Source organism: Streptococcus sp. 2018162 (assembly GCF_019754175.1).
GTDB classification, from domain to species: domain Bacteria; phylum Bacillota; class Bacilli; order Lactobacillales; family Streptococcaceae; genus Streptococcus; species Streptococcus hashimotonensis.
In genome coordinates this window covers 39,328-57,860 of record NZ_JAIJZP010000004.1, presented here as the reverse complement: position 1 = coordinate 57,860, position 18,533 = coordinate 39,328, and the positions used below count along the sequence as shown (strand labels likewise).

Annotated in this window: 18 protein-coding genes; 15 read left to right on the top strand and 3 right to left on the bottom strand. The window is 40.8% G+C overall.

All coding sequences use genetic code 11. From position 1 onward, the window contains the following. The first annotated feature begins 240 nt into the window (after positions 1-240). The 4 genes from K5Q22_RS05240 to K5Q22_RS05225 all read left to right on the top strand — a co-directional run bounded on the left by K5Q22_RS05240 (position 241) and on the right by K5Q22_RS05225 (position 5,836). Positions 241-786, top strand: coding sequence for an isoprenylcysteine carboxyl methyltransferase family protein (locus tag K5Q22_RS05240; protein ID WP_024385029.1), 546 nt, complete (start codon positions 241-243; stop codon positions 784-786). A gap of 195 nt (positions 787-981) precedes the next feature. Continuing rightward, positions 982-3,936 carry an LPXTG cell wall anchor domain-containing protein gene (locus tag K5Q22_RS05235; protein WP_205013746.1) on the top strand — a complete coding sequence of 985 codons (2,955 nt, stop codon included), beginning with the start codon at positions 982-984 and terminating at the stop codon, positions 3,934-3,936. A 219-nt stretch (positions 3,937-4,155) separates the two neighbouring features. After that, positions 4,156-4,707 carry an isoprenylcysteine carboxylmethyltransferase family protein gene (locus tag K5Q22_RS09850; protein ID WP_205013748.1) on the top strand — a complete coding sequence of 184 codons (552 nt, stop codon included), beginning with the start codon at positions 4,156-4,158 and terminating at the stop codon, positions 4,705-4,707. Positions 4,708-4,729: 22 nt separating this feature from the next. Continuing rightward, positions 4,730-5,836, top strand: a complete 1,107-nt coding sequence (locus K5Q22_RS05225) for a hypothetical protein (protein WP_221868591.1) — start codon at positions 4,730-4,732, stop codon at positions 5,834-5,836. A gap of 87 nt (positions 5,837-5,923) precedes the next feature. Here K5Q22_RS05225 and K5Q22_RS05220 read toward each other — a convergent pair whose 3' ends face one another. Continuing rightward, the gene (locus K5Q22_RS05220; protein WP_205013752.1) at positions 5,924-6,832 is read right to left on the bottom strand and encodes a neutral zinc metallopeptidase; all 909 of its coding nucleotides are present in this window, start codon (positions 6,830-6,832) and stop codon (positions 5,924-5,926) included. Between the two features lie 224 nt (positions 6,833-7,056). Between K5Q22_RS05220 and xseA the strand changes: the two genes are divergently transcribed. The 11 genes from xseA (at position 7,057) to K5Q22_RS05165 (ending at position 16,037) form a co-directional block, all read left to right on the top strand. After that, entirely contained in the window at positions 7,057-8,400 is a 1,344-nt protein-coding gene (xseA, locus tag K5Q22_RS05215) for an exodeoxyribonuclease VII large subunit (RefSeq protein ID WP_205013754.1), read from the top strand. Then, the gene (locus tag K5Q22_RS05210; RefSeq protein ID WP_205013756.1) at positions 8,375-8,590 is read left to right on the top strand and encodes an exodeoxyribonuclease VII small subunit; all 216 of its coding nucleotides are present in this window, start codon (positions 8,375-8,377) and stop codon (positions 8,588-8,590) included. Before xseA ends, K5Q22_RS05210 begins: the two co-directional genes overlap by 26 nt. Then, positions 8,590-9,459: a polyprenyl synthetase family protein gene (locus K5Q22_RS05205; RefSeq protein WP_205013758.1), complete on the top strand. Its 870-nt coding sequence runs from the start codon at positions 8,590-8,592 to the stop codon at positions 9,457-9,459. The genes K5Q22_RS05210 and K5Q22_RS05205 overlap by 1 nt, the downstream gene beginning before the upstream one ends. Beyond that, positions 9,452-10,273 carry a TlyA family RNA methyltransferase gene (locus K5Q22_RS05200; protein WP_044758511.1) on the top strand — a complete coding sequence of 274 codons (822 nt, stop codon included), beginning with the start codon at positions 9,452-9,454 and terminating at the stop codon, positions 10,271-10,273. The genes K5Q22_RS05205 and K5Q22_RS05200 overlap by 8 nt, the downstream gene beginning before the upstream one ends. Further along, positions 10,266-10,691, top strand: a complete 426-nt coding sequence (locus tag K5Q22_RS05195; protein WP_002936261.1) for an arginine repressor — start codon at positions 10,266-10,268, stop codon at positions 10,689-10,691. Before K5Q22_RS05200 ends, K5Q22_RS05195 begins: the two co-directional genes overlap by 8 nt. 2 nt (positions 10,692-10,693) lie before the next feature. Further along, positions 10,694-12,355, top strand: a complete 1,662-nt coding sequence (recN, locus tag K5Q22_RS05190) for a DNA repair protein RecN (protein WP_205013760.1) — start codon at positions 10,694-10,696, stop codon at positions 12,353-12,355. Between the two features lie 93 nt (positions 12,356-12,448). Further along, a complete protein-coding gene (locus K5Q22_RS05185; RefSeq protein WP_024386337.1) occupies positions 12,449-13,282 on the top strand; it encodes a DegV family protein in 834 nt (277 codons plus the stop codon). Continuing rightward, on the top strand, positions 13,275-14,108 hold the full coding sequence (locus K5Q22_RS05180) for an SGNH/GDSL hydrolase family protein (protein WP_024378958.1): 834 nt from the start codon (positions 13,275-13,277) through the stop codon (positions 14,106-14,108). The genes K5Q22_RS05185 and K5Q22_RS05180 overlap by 8 nt, the downstream gene beginning before the upstream one ends. Further along, the gene (locus tag K5Q22_RS05175) at positions 14,080-14,676 is read left to right on the top strand and encodes a YpmS family protein (protein WP_205013762.1); all 597 of its coding nucleotides are present in this window, start codon (positions 14,080-14,082) and stop codon (positions 14,674-14,676) included. Before K5Q22_RS05180 ends, K5Q22_RS05175 begins: the two co-directional genes overlap by 29 nt. Positions 14,677-14,765: 89 nt before the next feature. Then, on the top strand, positions 14,766-15,041 hold the full coding sequence (locus K5Q22_RS05170; RefSeq protein ID WP_024385016.1) for an HU family DNA-binding protein: 276 nt from the start codon (positions 14,766-14,768) through the stop codon (positions 15,039-15,041). Positions 15,042-15,569: 528 nt separating this feature from the next. After that, the gene (locus K5Q22_RS05165) at positions 15,570-16,037 is read left to right on the top strand and encodes a GNAT family N-acetyltransferase (protein ID WP_205013764.1); all 468 of its coding nucleotides are present in this window, start codon (positions 15,570-15,572) and stop codon (positions 16,035-16,037) included. A gap of 20 nt (positions 16,038-16,057) precedes the next feature. Here the strand turns inward: K5Q22_RS05165 and K5Q22_RS05160 are convergent, their stop codons facing one another. Both K5Q22_RS05160 and K5Q22_RS05155 read right to left on the bottom strand, forming a co-directional pair. Then, the gene (locus tag K5Q22_RS05160) at positions 16,058-17,317 is read right to left on the bottom strand and encodes a hydroxymethylglutaryl-CoA reductase, degradative (protein WP_205013766.1); all 1,260 of its coding nucleotides are present in this window, start codon (positions 17,315-17,317) and stop codon (positions 16,058-16,060) included. Between the two features lie 61 nt (positions 17,318-17,378). Next, on the bottom strand, positions 17,379-18,533 hold the full coding sequence (locus tag K5Q22_RS05155) for a hydroxymethylglutaryl-CoA synthase (protein ID WP_205013769.1): 1,155 nt from the start codon (positions 18,531-18,533) through the stop codon (positions 17,379-17,381).

Genomic DNA, 18,533 nt, shown 5'->3' with positions numbered 1-18,533 from the left:
TGTGACTAGATAGTAGTCATGAGCAATTTTTTTATTGAATATTGGAATATTCTATTTGAATCTTGATGAGGATGAGACGGGATGAGAAGCGGAAAGTTCGATGGATAAAGACGACATGCCAAAATATAAAAAATACAAAAAAGATAGAACGAAGGCAGGGTGAAAATAGTTTGGACTGATATAATTTTTTTGCCACAGGGTAAGGACTCTGTGAATTTGCAAAGAGAAGGGAAGGACATTATGATTGTCTTTTGGGTTATTAGTGTTTTTGTACTGAGATTGTATTTTTTGAAAATTTCGCTAAAAAATGAACAGCAGATTTTAGCAAATGGTGGTTCTGAATACGGTGTGCAAAATACAAAATTACTAACAGTCGTCCACATTGTCTTTTACTTATCATGTTTGAGTGAGGCAGTATTAAAACAAGCTAGTTTTGACGGTTTGAGTGTACTTGGTCTAGCAGTATTATTCTTTTCGATGATGATGCTATGCTGGGTTACAAGGATTTTAGGAGATATTTGGACTGTTAAATTGATGTTGGTAAAGAACCATCGATTTATTGATCATTGGCTTTTTAGAACAGTAAAACATCCAAATTATTTCTTAAACATTATCCCCGAATTGCTAGGCTTATCTCTGTTATGCCACGCCAAGTACAGCTTTATCATCCTATTCCCAATCTATATGGTTGTACTGTACAGACGGATCCATGAAGAAAATATCTTATTGAAGGAAGTCATTATTCCTAATGGCAAGGTAGAGTCTGCTGGTGAAATGTTGGAGTGAAGTGTGCAGGGAGAGAGACAAAGATAGAACTTTACGAGAAATCATTCTAGTGGTTACATTAATTTAGTTTAAATATCGTTTTTTAGGAATTACTACTGACCCAAGGAAGGCTGTGCATTTAGAATAGTAGGGTAATTTCCAGTTTGAAAACAGGTATTTTATAAAGATTATGCGTTTTTTTAAAAGGAGCAAATTATGAGCAAGCAAAAAGTAATATCAGGCTTATTATTAAGTACAACGGTATTGGGTGGTTTATTACTTTATCCAACATCATTGGTCAAAGCAGAAGGGACAGAGCTAACAGAAGTAGCTGTGACCGAAGCGCCAAAGTCAAATAATGAAGAGATTTCCGTGACATCTGAAAATAGTCCATCTCCAGTATTGGAGGAAGCGGTTATGGTTGCAGATAATAATCCTTCAACTAATGCTGAGTCTTCTTTGAAAGAAGAGGAAGATAAAAAAGAAAATGTAGATTTGGAACTAGTTTCAAATGAAGAGCTGGTTTCATTATCAGAATCGAAAAACGTAGTAGAGGGGGAGGAGGCTCCCCTAAATGATGAGGAAGGATTAATTCAGGGGACAAATTTTAGCGGTAATGATCAAGGTGATTATTATAAAAAATCAGTATCAATTGAGCCTGTAAAGGTGGATAATAATGAAGCTACATGGAAGGTGACATTCGATACTAAGAATTGGTCTTTTGACCGAGGACGCGGGGGATATTATTTTATTCTTCCTAAGAGTTTACAAGTGACAAAGATTGTAGATGATAAAAATACTGACATATTAAATAAATTCCCTAAAATGGTTAATTCATCCAACAACTCTTCTTCTGATAGCTATCGCTTTTTTAGTAAAGAAGAAAAAGGGAGCGGTGATAGTGATTTCCATGCCCAATGGGAATGGTCAGTAGGAAATGTGAGAGGGAAGTTATCTGATTGGAGAAATGAAAGTTCCAAGATTTATTTTCTTAAAGCTCCGTCAAGCCATACAGATAAAGTGACCTACGAATTGACAGCTAAAATTGAGAATACAAATGTAAAGACTCTCCCTGTCATAGCTGTTATGAAATACTTTGGTTTCTTATCAGAGGTTGTATCTGCTGCTGGAATAAGAATGGTAGTACCAGACAATGCTCCTGAGGTAGATAAGAAATCAGAAGTCCCAACGTTGGAACCGAAAACAATAGATAAGGTTTCTATCACTTTTAAGGATGTAGATTCTTTGGCAGATGCAACTTATTACTTTTATAAAGGCTCGTATTCTGTAACTGTTCCTGTAGGTTCACTATTAAAAGTTGCATTGCCAAAAATAGTCAAAAAACCGACTAATGATACCCCAAAAGGAACATTAGTTATTCCTAAAGGATATAAATTGGAGGGGTGGAAAGTAGATGGCAGCAATAAAACGATTCTTGAAACAGATGCCATAACTTCTTCGCTGACAGTAGTCCCTATTGTCAAGAAGATTGAAGAATTTAAACCCGAAACACCTAAATCACCATCTATTCCAGAAAAACCGATGGTTGATCCGAAGGTATCGGAAACAGAGAAGCCTGGAACACCAGAACAACCGAAGATGCCTTCTGTACCAGAACAACCAGAAGTACCAGCACCAAGTCCATCTCCTGAAAGTCCTAAGAAAGAAGACATGGCGCCCAATAAAACCAAAGATGAGATCTATGAGCCAATTGTCCAAACAGACAAATGGGTGGTTTATCCTGTAGGAACTTCGAAGGAAGAAGCAGAGAAGAAAATTCTTGATGCAGTAATGGTTCCTAAAGAAGCAGGAGAAACTAAAAAAGAAATCGTTGGGGATGTTCCATTGGCAGCAGGGCAATACGGAGTAAATGTAAAGGTCATTTACGATGATAAGTCGTACGATGTCACTTTAGTTGATGTTCATGTGACATCTAACCAGACTGACAAACCGAATGAAGATATGCCTCGAAGTCCAGAGCAACCTCGTATGTCTGAGATGCCAAAGGTTGAACCAAAAGTAGAAGAAATGCAGCCGAAGCTCATGCCACAAAGTCCAGAAATGCCATCTCCTGCTCCAGAACCAGAACAACCTAAAACTCCAGAAGTACCAGATATGTCACAGCCAGAAGTTCCTAAGAGCGAAACACCTAAAATGGAACAACCAGAGGTAGTGCCACCGACGTCAGAGTCAGAGCAACCGCAAGCTCCTATGAAACCAGAGACTTCATCTCCAGAGGGACCAGAGATGCCTCGTGTACCAGAAACACCAGAGGTAGTGCCACCGACTCCAGCACCAGAGCAACCACGTGTACCAGAAATGCCAGACACACCAGCACCAAGTCCAGCACCTGAAAGTCCAAAGAAAGAAGAAATGGTGCCCAATAAGACTAAGGATGAACTTTATGAACCGATTGTTTCAATGGTTGACTGGGTAGCGTATCCAGTAGGAACCTCAAAAGAAGTTGCGGAGAAAAAAATCTTAGATGCTGTCACAGTTCCTCAAGAAGCTGGTCCAATTACAAAAGAAATTGTTGGAGAAGTTCCGCTAGTAGAAGGGCAATATGGGGTAAATGTGAAGGTCATCTATGATGATCATTCGTATGATATTGCTCTGGTAGATGTTAAAGTTACTAACGAGAAGTCACACATGGACATGCCACAGCCAGAAGTTCCTAAGAAGGAGACACCTAAAAAGGAACAACCAGAGATGGTCATTCCTGAGGAGAAAATGCCTAAGGTAGATAATCCAAAGCAGGATACACCAAAGTTAGAACAACCAAAAGTAGAGACTCCGAAAGAAGAAGCTCCGAAAAAAGAGATTCCACAAACTGAAACTCCTAAGATTAAGGTTCCTAAAGAATCTGAAAAAGAAAAATCTGATATTCAGAAAATGGCTAAGCCAAAACAAGAAGATCAGATGGCAAAAGAATCTCAAAAAATGGATAATCCTTCTGAGAAGATGAAACCCGAGTCACAAGGGTCAAAAACAACATCACCAGCGGTCAAACAGCCAATGGCTGAAATGTCAGATGGTAAGAAATCTCAGAAGAGCAAAGAGACTTTGCCAAATACTGGAGAAGCAGGCGGTAGCTTAACTTGGTTAGGAGCAGCCCTGGCCACTCTTTCAACTTTTGTGTATGTATTTAAAAACAAAAAGAAAGAAGAGTAATTTCTTTTAAATTAGCAATCGTAGCTACCAAGTATGAAAATCATAAAAAATTCCTGAGTTTGAATGTACTGACTCAGGAATTTTTTTGATTTTTCGCCAGCTAGGGTCACTCCACTAATCAACCAACAAAAATAAATAAAAAATAGAACATGGGCAGGATGAAAATGGATTGACTTGATATACTAAGTCTGTAATTCAATAGTAGAAGGAGGGATTATCGTGATTATTTTTTCAGTCGGTCTGGTTGTTTTGCTGAGGCTATATTGTTTGAGAATAGCTCTTGAAAATGAAGAGCAAACAGAGTTTACTGGTGGAATAGAAGACAGCATCCACAATGTCAAATGGCGGTTAGTTGCACATATGGTATTTTACTTTTCATGCTTATGTGAAACACTAATAAAACAGCCCCTATTTGACTGGTTTAGTGGATTGGGGTTCGTGATGTTATTTTCTGCGATGGCAACCTTATATTATCTGAGAAGAATTTTAGGAGACAAGTGGACCGTTGGGCAACTATTCGGGGAAACCTACCATCCTATCCATCATTGGCTATTTCAAACCGTAAGACATCCGAATATTTTTCTAATCATTATTCCAGAATTAGTAGGGCTTACCTTACTATGCCATGCGAAGTATAGTTTAATTTTTCTCTTTCCAATCTATATGGGGATCCTGCATGGACGAATACGAGAAGAAAATCTGCTGGAAAAAGAAACGGTCGTATCAAATAGCAGGATAGATTTTGGAAGGAAAATTGCCGAAAATAATTAATGAAGAGAGGTTAAAGTATTTTATGAAAAAAACAAAAATAATAGCTGGATTACTAGTAAGCAGTGCCCTATTAGGTGTTACAATGACTGCGAATGTATCACATATCAAGGCGGATACGGAGGCATCAACCGATGCAAGCCTTGTGACGATAGATTCTAACCAAATGCTAGATGAACAGCCGTTGACGGTTGAAGAGCAAGCTACAAAAGAAGCTGAGAATGGAGAAATTCTAGATGATGAAGTTCCAAACCAGTCTTCTAACCTAGAGGAAGTCGAGAATGTCATTTCTGAGCCAAAGGCTGAAGCAACCCCAGAAACAAAGGCTGAGGATTCAACCCTTTCTGAATTTACACCGCGTGCTGTAAGGTCAGCTGAACATAATTTGGATATGGAATCCCTCCCTGTTACTCCAGAATTGCCGAATGAGAAACAACCAGCCTATATTCAAGATACGAACTATCCAGGTAAACCATTTCAATTACAGCAATCTGTTTTGATAAAAACAACTTCCGTAACTGATAAAAAAATTGAGTGGGAAGTGACTTTCAAAGCTGGAGAATGGGCATTCTATGAATCGATTGGCGGATACTATTTTATCCTTCCAGATGGCTTAAAACTAACTAAGTTAGTGGATCAAAGTAATACGGATATTTTAAATCACTATAAGTCAGAAGGTGCTGGTGGAGATGAGTATAGGGCATTTGAAAATGGAAAGGGAGAATTTGATGCACAATGGGGCTGGTCTGCAGGGCTTATGGGTAATGCTATATTTAATAAATGGAAGGACGAAAATCGTTTCTCCAAAATTTTCTTTCGAGACCACCGCAGAGATGTGCAGACTGTCACTTACAAAATAGAGACAGAAATAGAAAAGCAATCAGAAAAGCCCTTCTCTCTCATCGCAGTGATAAAGAATTTCAATAAGTATACTCACTATATTTATGGTGATCAAATTGCTTCTGCTGCGGGATTAGAAGTAGTAGCGCCACGAATAGAGAAGGTTCCTAAAGAGAAGAAAGAGAAAGAAGGCAAAGAACGAAAGAAAGATCGTTCGAAAAAGAACCGTCACTCACACAAAGAGCATAAAAAACAACATCGTACCAGAGAATTAACTGGACGTAAAAAATAGATCGGCAGTCAATCTCGGCTGTATGAGTAGACTGTATTGATAAAAGCTCCTGCAATTTTACAGGAGCTTTTATTGATAGCGTAGAGGTTAAGGGTTCTCTACGGAGAATGTATCGGCGTGAGCAAGGTCACCATAGGTATAACCGAGATTAAACCATTTTTTCCTTTGCTCAGAAGTGCCGTGGGTAAAACTGTCTGGAACAGTACGGCCATAGGCTTCCTGTTGAAGAGTATCGTCACCAACTGCATGGGCAGCATTCATGGCTTCGTCAATATCACCAGCATCCAAGATGCCTTGTCCATCAACATATTTGGCCCAGGCTCCTGCATAATAGTCAGCTTGCAATTCTAAGCGAACATTTAGCGCATTGCCTTCCTTATCGGATAGTCGAGCCCGTTTTTGATGGTAAGCCCCAAGAACTTCTAATTCATTTTGAACATGGTGACCAACTTCATGAGCGATGACATAAGCCATGGCAAAGTCACCAGCAGCCTTATATTTGCTAGATAATTCTTGATAGAAAGAAGTATCAATATAAATCTTGCGGTCAGCAGAGCAATAGAATGGACCGGCTTGGGCGGAACCAACTCCACATCCGGTTTGGGTCTGGTTAGTATAGAAAACCATAGTCGGTGCATTGTAGGTTAAACCATTCGCTTTAAATTCTTGGGTCCAAAAATCTTCTGTCGATCCTAAAACCTTACTCATGAATTCAGCATCTGCATCAGACACATCTGTACCAGTCGTTGTGACTTGACTCGATTGGTAAGGATTAGTCCCTGGTGATGGGGAAAGCAACCCACCAAGGTTTGACATGCCTCCGAAGGCTAATAAAAGGACAAGAACAAGTAGTTTTCCTTTCCAACCAAGTCGTGAAAAGAGTAGTCCCAATAGGACATTTCCGCCAGATGAACCAGACGAGAAAGATGAGTTAGAACTGGATTGTCCCCTGCGGTCCTCAATATTAGAACTTTTTCGTAAATCGTCAATTTTCATATAAATCTCCTTAGAATCTGCATAATGATTCTTAGAACCCGTATTCACAAGTAAAGTGTTTTTACGCATTAGACTGTGAATCCAGGTTCTTATATTCTTACAAACTATTATATAGCAAATTGTTGAAAAAAACACAGGAAAGCTATCGGAAATAATAGGCCTAGTTCTGTATAAAAGTGCAAAATTTGGTATAATAGTAGGGATACAATATAGAAGGAGTGGACATGGTTGAATATTTATCGGTTAGTCATCTAACTAAGTATTTAAAATTAAAGTTTGACCGCGATCCGTATTTGGAGAAGGTGTATTTGACAGGTCAAGTGTCCAACTTCCGTAAACGCCCTAGCCATCAATATTTTTCGCTTAAGGATGACAAGGCTGTCATCCAAGCCACCATGTGGGCAGGCGTCTATAAGAATCTGGGCTTTGAGCTTGAAGAGGGAATGAAAATCAATGTCATCGGGCGCATTCAGCTCTATGAACCAAATGGTTCTTATTCCATTGTCATTGAAAAAGCTGAGCCAGATGGTATTGGAGCCTTGGCTATCAAGTTTGAACAGCTCAAACAAGCTCTGACACAGGAAGGTTTATTTAAAGAAGAATTCAAACAGACCCTCCCTCGGTTTACCAAGAAAATCGGTGTCATTACCAGTCCGAGTGGAGCTGTTATTCAGGATATTATTACAACCGTTAGCCGACGTTTTCCAGGCGTAGAGATTGTTCTCTATCCGACCAAGGTGCAAGGAGATGGTGCTGCTCAGGAGGTTGTTGCCAATATTCAAAGAGCCAATGAACGGGATGACTTGGATGTTCTCATCGTTGGTCGTGGTGGTGGTTCTATCGAAGACCTCTGGGCCTTCAATGAGGAAATTGTGGTTCGGGCAATTTTTGAATCCCGTATTCCTATCATTTCCAGCGTAGGTCATGAAACCGATACGACCTTGGCTGATTTTGTAGCAGATAAACGAGCTGCTACCCCAACAGCTGCCGCAGAATTAGCAACACCTGTGACCAAGGCAGACTTACTGGGCTACCTCAATCAGCAGGAAAATAGAGCCTATCAGGCCATGACCAATCGTTTGAAATTCCTGAGAGGTCAGCTTGATAAGATTAGCCAGTCAGTCATGTTCCGCCAGCCTGAACGCCTGTATGATGGTTATTTACAAAAATTAGACCGCTTGACCAATCAATTGCAGACACGGATGAAAGAACTATATAGCCAGCAGAAACAGGCTAGTCTCCTACTACAGCAACGATTACAAGGTGTGCATCCAGGTCGTAAAGTAGAGAGTTTCCAAGAGAGAATTATCCAGCAGGAACGACTCTTGAAGAGCAACATGGCCAATATCTATGATAATAAGATGGCCAAGGCAGATAAGCTGATTGAGGCCTTGACTATGCTGGATACCAGTCGCATCGTGGCCCGTGGCTACGCCATGATTCGTCAAGATGGTCGGGTGATTGATAGTGTAGAAAAGATACAAAAGGGAGAACAACTGACCATTCAAATGAAAGATGGTCAACTTGATGTGGAGGTAAATCATGTCCAAACAGACGAAAACATTTGAAGAAAACTTAGCTGAATTAGAAGGAATCGTAACCAAATTGGAGCGAGGCGATGTGGCTCTGGAAGAAGCACTTGCTGAGTTTCAAAAGGGAATGGTCCTATCGAAAGACCTACAAAAGACACTAACAGAAGCTGAAAAGACCTTGGTCAAGGTCATGCAGGCAGATGGCAGTGAAGCGGAGATGGACTAATGGTAGCCAGTAAATTGCAGCAACTTGAGGAAACCATGGCAGGTTTTTATGAACCTCAGGTAGCAGAACGCCTCAACCAATCCGTTCTCTATTCACTCCAAGCTGGTGGCAAACGAATTCGCCCCTTGCTCCTCTTGACTCTCTTGGAGTCTTTTGGAGTGGAATTAAAACAAGCTCATTATCAAGTGGCAGCCTGTGTCGAGTTGATCCATACGGGAAGTTTGATTCACGATGACCTGCCTGCTATGGATAATGATGATTACCGTCGTGGTCGCTTGACCAACCACAAGGTTTACGATGAAGCAACAGCTATTTTAGCAGGGGACAGTCTCTTTCTAGATCCATTTGGTTTCCTAGCTCAAGTTGATTTACCAGCTGAGACCACCCTTGCTCTCGTGAGAGAGCTTTCCCAGGCATCTGGGACCTTTGGAATGGTTGCTGGTCAAATATTGGATATGGCTGGTGAAGGGCAGAATCTGACCTTAGAGCAATTACAAGCCATTCATGCCAATAAGACAGGGAAATTATTGACCTTTCCCTTTGTAGCAGCAGGTTTGATTGCAGGACAGTCGGATGAGGTCATCAACCATTTGCGACAAGCAGGTCAATTAGTTGGTCTAGCCTTTCAAGTTCGGGATGATATTTTGGATGTGACAGCCACTTTTGAGGAAATCGGAAAAACTCCCCAAAAAGATGTAATGGCTGAGAAGTCTACCTACCCTGCCCTAATGGGCTTGGAAGCCTCAAAAGTATTTCTAGAAGATAGCTTGAATCAAGCAATCAACGAGCTAAATCAAGTGGCTAAACAAGTCCCATTTTCAACAGAAAAAATCAAAGAAATCATAGAAAGTTTACGAATCAATGGCTAAGGAAAGAGTAGATGTACTAGCTTTTAAACAGGGGCTTTTCGAGACGCGTGAGCAGGCCAAACGCGGTGTTATGGCTGGACTGGTTGTGTCGGTCATCAATGGCGAACGTTATGACAAACCCGGCGAGAAGATTGACGAGGGAATTGAACTCAAACTCAAGGGAGAAAAACTCAAGTATGTCAGCCGTGGCGGTCTCAAATTGGAGAAAGCCTTGCAGGTTTTCCAATTATCAGTTGAGGGTCAAACAACGATTGATATTGGGGCTTCGACAGGCGGTTTCACGGATGTCATGTTGCAGGCCGGTGCCAAGCAGGTCTATGCAGTGGATGTCGGCACCAACCAACTCGCTTGGAAATTACGTCAGGATGAGCGTGTTATCAGCATGGAACAGTACAATTTCCGCTATGCTGAGCTGGGAGATTTCGAACTTGGTCAACCAAGTTTTGCGTCCATTGACGTCAGCTTTATCTCATTGAGTCTGATTTTACCAGCACTCCATCGTATTTTAGCGGAGGGCGGCCAAGTTGTTGCCCTTGTTAAACCCCAATTCGAGGCTGGACGTGAACAGATTGGGAAAAATGGCATTGTCAAAGATAAATCCGTTCACTTGAAAGTATTGGAAGAAGTGACAAAAATGGCCGTGGAAACAGGCTTCTCAGTCAAAGCCCTTAGCTTTTCCCCTGTTCAAGGTGGTCATGGCAATATCGAATTTTTAGCGCACTTAGAAAAATCAACACAACCAAACCAGATTGATAAAGAGGTCATAACAACTACAGTCTATCAAGCACATGAGGAATTTAAAAAGGATGAATAAACGAGAAAGATTAGAAGTCATTAAAGATTTGGTAGTCCGATTTCCTATTGATACACAGGAAGAAATTGTTGAACGTCTAGAAGCAATGGGTGTCAATGCGACACAAGCAACGGTTTCACGTGATATCAAGGAACTTGGCATTATTAAGGTTCCATCAGCAGATAAGGGATATATTTACGGTTTACCAAAGGCAGGTCTTGTTAAGGTAAAATCGCAGAATGTTTTTGAAGTCTCAGTGATGGATAAAATGATTAATCTCCGTCTGGTACCCGGAAGTTCTGCTGTGGTAAAACGCCAGATTTTGGAACAATTTCAAGAACATGTTTTTTCAGTGATTGCTGATGATGACAGTATTCTGCTCATTGTTACAAACGAAGGTATTATTTCGCAAATCGAACAGACGGTTAGAGGGTGGTAGCCATGTTACTAGAAGTGTCCATTAAAAACTTCGCCATTATTGAGCAGGTATCACTGAATTTTGAAAACGGGATGACCATCCTATCTGGTGAAACAGGTGCAGGTAAATCCATTATCATTGATGCCATGAACCTGATGCTAGGGGCGCGTGCGACGACAGATGTTATCAGACATGGGGCCGCCAAGGCTGAGATTGAAGGGCTTTTTTCCTTTGAAAATAGCAGAGCTCTCGAGCAGATTTTGCTTGAACAGGGGATTGAAGTAGCTGACGAACTCATTATCCGTCGTGAAATCCTACAAAATGGCCGTTCGGTTAGCCGTGTCAATGGACAAATGGTCAATTTATCTGTCTTGAAACAGATTGGGCAATATTTAGTAGATATTCATGGTCAACATGACCAGGAAGAATTGATGAAATCCCAGCACCATATCCGTCTTTTGGACAGTTTCGGAGAAGATGAATTTTGGAGTCTTAAAGACCGTTATCAGACAACCTTTGATGCCTATCGTAGTCTTCGTAAACGAGTTCTTGAAAAGCAAAAAAATGAGCAAGAACACAAGGCGCGGATTGAGATGTTGGAATACCAAATTGCTGAAATCGAAGCAGCAGACTTGAAGTCTGGCGAAGATATTCAACTCAATCAGGAACGCGATAAACTGCTCAACCACAAACAAATTGCAGATACACTGACCAATGCCTATGCACTATTAGACAATGAAGATTTTTCAAGCTTGAACAACCTACGCTCAGCTATGAGTGACTTGCAAAGTCTGGAAGAATTTGATCCAGACTACAAACAGCTCTCTTCTAGCCTGACAGAAGCTTATTATGTCGTTGAAGATGTGACCAAGCGTCTCAGTGATGTGGTGGACAATCTAGACTTTGATGGCAATCGTCTCTTGCAATTGGAAAGTCGCCTAGATTTGCTCAATACCATTACGAAGAAATATGGTGGAACTGTCGATGATGTTTTGGACTATTTTAGTAAAATCAGTGAAGAATACAATCTATTGACAGGCAATGATTTATCTGGTAATGATTTGGAAGTTCAGCTTAAGAACTTAGAGAAAGAATTGGTTGAACGAGCAGGTCAGCTCAGCCAATCACGCCATGAATTAGCTGTTGTTTTAGAAGATATTATCCGCCAAGAATTGCAAGACTTGTATATGGAGAAAGCTCGTTTCCAAGTTCGATTTACCAAAGGAAAATTTAATCGAGAAGGAAATGAAACGGTAGAATTTTACATCTCCACCAACCCAGGTGAAGACTTCAAGCCTCTGGTTAAGGTAGCTTCTGGAGGAGAATTGTCTCGCTTGATGTTGGCCATTAAGTCAGCCTTTGCCCGTAAAGAAGGTAAAACTTCTATTGTCTTTGATGAGGTGGATACAGGGGTATCTGGACGTGTGGCCCAGGCAATTGCCCAGAAAATTTACAAAATCGGACAATATGGGCAAGTATTGGCTATTTCTCATCTACCACAAGTCATTGCTATTGCAGATTATCAATTCTTTATTGAGAAAATATCCGACGAACATTCAACCGTTTCTCGTGTCCGTCTCTTGACTAAAGAAGAGCGTATTGAGGAAATTGCCAAGATGTTAGCCGGTGACAAAATCACAGATGCAGCCCGTAATCAAGCAAAAGAATTAGTAGAAAAAGGTTAGGTGACTAGCCTTTTTGCTTATGTCCAAAGTTTATTTTTTAGTCAAAATTTGTTATAATAGATGGCAAAATTGAAGAGAATTGTAGGATGAAATATGTCAAAGATTAAGATTGTTACGGATTCAAGTACGACTATCGAACCCAGTTTGGTCGAAGAATTAAATATAACAGTTGTTCCATTATCTGTAATGGTTGACGGAGTCGTATACTCTGACAACGATTTAAAAGAAGGAGAATTCTTGGAGCTCATGCGTGGGTCAAAAAACTTGCCAAAAACAAGTCAGCCCCCAGTAGGACTCTTTGCGGAAACTTTTGCTGAATTGGCTAAAGACGGCAGTCAGATTATTGCCATTCTCTTGTCGCATGCCTTATCAGGGACAGTAGAAGCTGCTAGACAAGGTGCAACCCTTTCTGGTGCTGATGTGACAATACTTGATTCAAGCTTTACAGATCAGGCTGAAAAATTCCAAGTTGTAGAAGCAGCACGCATGGCACAAGCTGGTGCCAGCAAAGAAGAGATCCTTGCAGCTATTGAAACAGTCAAAGAAAAAACGGAATTATACATCGGTGTATCAACCCTAGAAAATCTAGTCAAGGGTGGTCGTATTGGACGTGTTCAAGGGATGTTGAGTAGCCTACTCAATATCCGTGTCATCATGGAAATGAAAGACCATCAGCTAACTCCGATTGTCAAGGGACGAGGCAATAAGACCTTTAAAAAATGGCTGGAAGAGTTCACGGCAACTCTAGCAGATAAAAAAGTAGCCGAGATTGGTATTTCCTATTCAGGAACGGCAGATTTTGCAAATGAAATGAAGAGTCAATTACAAGAGTACGTCTCAAAAGAAATTTCTGTCTTAGAGACAGGCTCCATTATTCAAACTCATACCGGTGAGGATGCCTGGGCTATTTTGATTCGTTATGAATAACAGGAAGTTGATTCAAGGCTTTGTTTTCTTTTTTCTGGCAATTCTAGGGTCGATTTTTCTATTTCATCAACTCATTCCTGTTGCCTCATCTCGTATCTCCAGACAAGAGCTTACCGTATCAGAAAAAATCAGTTTTCGATATGTGGCACTTGGTGATTCTTTGACAGAAGGTGTTGGAGATACAACTGGACAAGGGGGCTTTGTTCCCTTGTTGGCTCAATCTCTAACTAACGATTATGGTTATGAAGTAGATTACAAAAATTTCGGAGTTTCTGGGAATACCAGTAATCAGATTCTTAAGCGAATGAAGGAAGATGGAGAGCTGATAAGCTACTTAAAAACAGCAGATCTGTTAACTCTGACAGTTGGTGGCAACGATTTGCGCAAGGCTATTATTAAAAACATTGCCAATCTCAAAGTTTCAACTTTTGATAAGCCCGCAAAAGATTACGGAAAACGATTGGATACAATTATTAAGACAGCGCGTAAGAATAATCCAAATCTTCCCATCTATGTTGTCGGGATTTACAATCCACTCTACCTCAATTTTCCTGAATTGACAGAAATGCAGACAATTGTTGATAATTGGAATGCTATGACAGAACAGATAACTGAAAAATATCAACATGTCTACTTTGTTCCAATCAATGATTTGCTCTATAAAGGATTGGAAGGGGAAGCTGGTATTAGTCAAAATGGTAGCCAAGTTACCAATAATTTACTGTATGAGGAAGACAGTTTCCATCCCAATAATACTGGATATGAGATTATGAAAAAAGCGATATTGGAGAGAATGAATGAGACCACGGAAAGCTGGGAACCTTAATATTTGGAAATGGCTATTTTTAGCCCAGTTGGCTTTGTTGATTGGTTGCGGAATAGTCCTCTATACACGGATTCAAACAGATAGAGAGGATTTAACAAAGCTCGTTCAGACTAGTACAGAAGATACCAAGGTTGGGGCCTTCTCCACTAATAGGGAACAGCTCAACCAAACCCTCACTAACTATCTAAAAGATTATCAGACGGAAGAGTTTTCCTATCAATTATTCGTAACGAGTCAGCAAGTTGTTTTTGAAGGCAGCTATCAGATTTTTGGTGTGACTATCCCACTCTATATTTATTTTCAACCTAGCAAAATGGAAGATGGCAGTATTTTGTTACGGATAATAGAAATATCAGCTGGAAGTTTATCCTTGCCGAAAGCAGAGGTATTAGCCTATTTACAAAAAAATTATAAACTACCTGCCTTTGTAAAAATAGACTCTGAACAAGCGCAAGTACAGGTTCAACTGACAGAACTGAAGAACAAATTTGGTCTGTATGGAAAGGCGAATACGATTGATTTGTACAACGACCAATTCATTGTTGATATCTACAGAAAAAGACAGTAAAATAGCGTTAAAAACTTGACCAAACGCCTAAAATTCGGTACTATATAGAAGTGAGTAATAACTCAGAAAATTATTGGAGGACTTAGCAAATGGCTAATAAACAAGATTTGATTGCAAAAGTTGCAGAAGCAACTTCATTGACTAAAAAAGACTCAGCAGCAGCTGTTGATGCAGTATTCGGAGCAGTAGCAGACTACCTTGCAGCTGGTGAAAAAGTACAATTGATCGGTTTTGGTAACTTTGAAGTTCGTGAGCGTTCAGCACGTAAAGGTCGCAACCCACAAACTGGTAAAGAAATCGAAATCGCAGCTTCAAAAGTTCCAGCATTCAAAGCTGGTAAAGCTCTTAAGGATGCGGTAAAATAAAACAGTCTGGGGATAGACTGTTTTATCCCTCGCCTAGAAATAAAAGAGCGAGGAATAACGTGAAAAAGCCTATTGTATCAACGTTTCTACGTTGTGCAGTAGGCTTTTTTCTGTGTTTTGGGGCAAATAAGGGGCAAAAGCATTTTGCGTCAAAGAGGGAGAAGCTTTATACTCAATGAAAATCAAAAGTAGCCTAGGAAACGAAGCCGAAGATAGAACTCTGTTACTTTCTTATTTCAAGGTAACAGGCTGAAAACCTCCACTGGAGCTTTTCACTTATCAAGGCTCTTGACAACGGTTAATTTTGATTTTCGAAGAGTATTAGTAGTTTTCTACAGTACACATTCTCGTTTTAAGACAACAAAAAAACCAGCCTTGGCCAGCTGATTTTTTAGGAGATTTATGAAAAATTTTAGGATACACTTATAGTATACTCGAATTTTCAGATTCTTCATCGGTCTGTAGACCTATTTTGTTAAAAAATAAACATGTGTTATAATAGAAAAAATAAAAAAGGGGAGATTTTTTATGACAATCCGTAAAGCTAGACAATCTGATATTCCAGTTTTAAATGAATTGCTTCAAGATATTTTACAGGTGCATCACCAGGCACGACCAGATATTTTTAAAAGTGCAGGTCAAAAATTTTCTGAGGCTGAATTAGTAGCACTTTTGGAAAATCCAGATAAGCCTATTTTTGTCTTTGAGCTAGAGGGACAAGTGGTTGGGCATTTGTTTTGTGAATTATCTACCGCAACAGGCGATGTTTTAGAACCAGTTAAAACCTTGTTTATTGATGATTTGTGTGTAGCCAATTCGGCGCGTGGTCAAAAAATTGGCGAGCAACTTTATGAATTTGCTCTTTCTTACGCTAAGGAGCATGGTTGCCACAACCTTACCTTGAATGTTTGGGCAGATAATACAGGAGCTGTTCGATTCTATGAGCGCTTAGGTATGAAACCACAAGTGGTTCGTATGGAGCAAATAATAAATTAAAAAAGAGGGAGTCCCTCTTTTTAATGTTCTCTCATTTTTGCTAATAAGTTTTGAGCAGTTTCTAGGTTGCTGTGCTTTTCTTTCCGCAGGAGTTGGGCTAGTTGGTCTACTTCATGCTCCTCGGCACCAGCAAGTAGCGCTAAGGATTTTGCCTGGAGCTTCATATGACCAGCCTGAATCCCTGAAGTAACAAGAGCACGCAGGGCAGCAAAGTTCTGACAGAGACCGACAGAAGCGATGATAGAAGCTAATTGGCGTGCCTTTGGTTGTTGGAGAAGGTCAAAAGCGACGGCTACCTTTGGATTGAGCCCGATAGAGCCACCGACGGAGGCGATCGGAAGAGGTAGGGTGATGGAGCCGACCAAGTGCTCGCCATCAATGGACCAAGTAGAAAGCCCCTTGTATTGCCCATCACGGCTGGCATAAGCATGGGCCCCGGCTTCGACTGCCCGCCAGTCATTTCCTGTAGCGATAACGACAGCATCTATACCATTAAAAATCCCTTTGTTATGTGTCGCAGCACGATAAGGGTCCACTTGTGCCAGTTTGCCTGCCAGGGCTATTTTTTGAGCAGTTTCTTGAGCAATGGCAGAGCTGGTAGCCAGACTAGAGATAGCAATATGGCATTGGGCGATGACCAGTGACTCCGTTGCATAGTTGGAGAGGATTCCCATCAAAGCCTGTCCCTTGCTGAGCTCTTCTAAATCATCCTTAATCGCTTCTAACATGTTATTGAGGATATTGGCTCCCATGGCTTCTTGTACATCAACCTGAAGATAGACAATCAAAAACTCATCCTTACTATCAACAGTCAATTCTCTTGCACCGCCCCCTCGTTTGACAATGGAAGGGTGTGCTTGATTGGCAGTTTCTAAAATACTCTCCTTCTGGTCAAGAATCGCCTGTGTCGCTCTGCTATGGTCCGAAATATCGTAGAGCGCAACTTGTCCAATCATGATACGGTTATGAATAGTCGTTGTAAAACCGCCAGATTTAGCGATGATTTTGGCTCCGAAAGACGCAGCTGCAACCACAGAAGGTTCTTCAGTAACCATCGGTACAGAATAAGTTTGTCCATCCACTAGAAGTTCTGGAAGTACAGAAAAAGGTAAGGAAAACGTTCCTAGATGATTTTCTGCCATCTTTCCCGCAATTGCTTCTGGCAGGTTTTCGTCTTTGTATAGAACGTCTAAGCTATCTTCGGATAGGGAACGATTCTGACGGAGAATATCAATGCGCTCTTGGCGTGATTTTTTATAAAATCCGGAAAAAGTTGACATAGGTTCCTCTTTCTATAGAAAAGCGCCCCTTGGTGAGAGCCAAAGGGCGCCGTTTTGGCTTCTATTTACGATAGATACGTTTGTGATTGTCCACTTTGATAAGGGCAAAGGGAGTTTGGTCTTCTGGTAGGTCAAGCGATGAACCAGTTTCATCAAGGGTAATTTCTTCAAAGAAGACTTGTTCGTATTCCTTAACGCTGAGTTTTGTACGCTGATTGAGTTGTTCTAAACGATTTTCTTGTAAGTGGTTGCGATAACCTTCAACGAGTTGACCGCTGAAAATTTCACAGACAGCGCCGCTACCATAGCTATAAAAGAGGATTTGATCCCCTGTCTCTAAAGCTCTGCTATTTTCCAGAAGGGAAAGGAGGGAGAGGAAGATAGAGCCAGTGTAGATGTTGCCGACAACCTTATTATATACGATTGCTTCTTGGAAACGCTCTGTCAAACGTTCCAATGTTTCTGCGTCCTGAGTGATAGCCTGCAATCCTTTAAGACCTTGTTTGGAGAAAGGAATATGTAAGCACATGGCAGCAAAATCGTTGAGGGTTTTGCCTGTTTTTTGTTGATAGTAGTCGAAAGTTGTCGTCAAGCAATCGGTGTACTGTTCAGTTGAAAATTTACCATCAACACGTGGATATTTGTCGTAGTTAGGACGCCAGAAGTCGTAGATGTCACGTGTCTGGCAGACATTATCATTGTTGAGGACCAAAATTCGTGGGTTTGCGGTTACCAACATGGCAACTGCACCAGCACCTTGGGTGGGTTCACCGCCAGAAGCAACTCCATACTTTGCAATATCACTAGCAATGACTAGGACTTTTGATTCTGGGAATTGAGCGATATGGCTTTTGGCAAGACTTAGTCCAGCCGTTGCACCGTAACAAGCCTCCTTCATCTCGATGGAGCGAGCGAAGGGCTGAATACCGAGTAATCCATGAATGGTGACGGCAGCAGCCTTACTTTGATCTACGCTGGATTCTGTACCGACAATAACCATGTCAATGGTTTGTTTATCTTCTTCTGTCAAAATAGCTTCGGCAGCCTTTGCACCAAGACTGATAATATCTTGAGTGATAGGAGCTACAGCCATTTCAGACTGAAGAAGACCAATCTTAAATTTATTTGGGTCCACATTGCGGGCTTGGGCTAAATCAGCCAAATCTAAAACATAATCGGGTGCCGCAAATCCGATTTTATCAATACCGATGTTCAT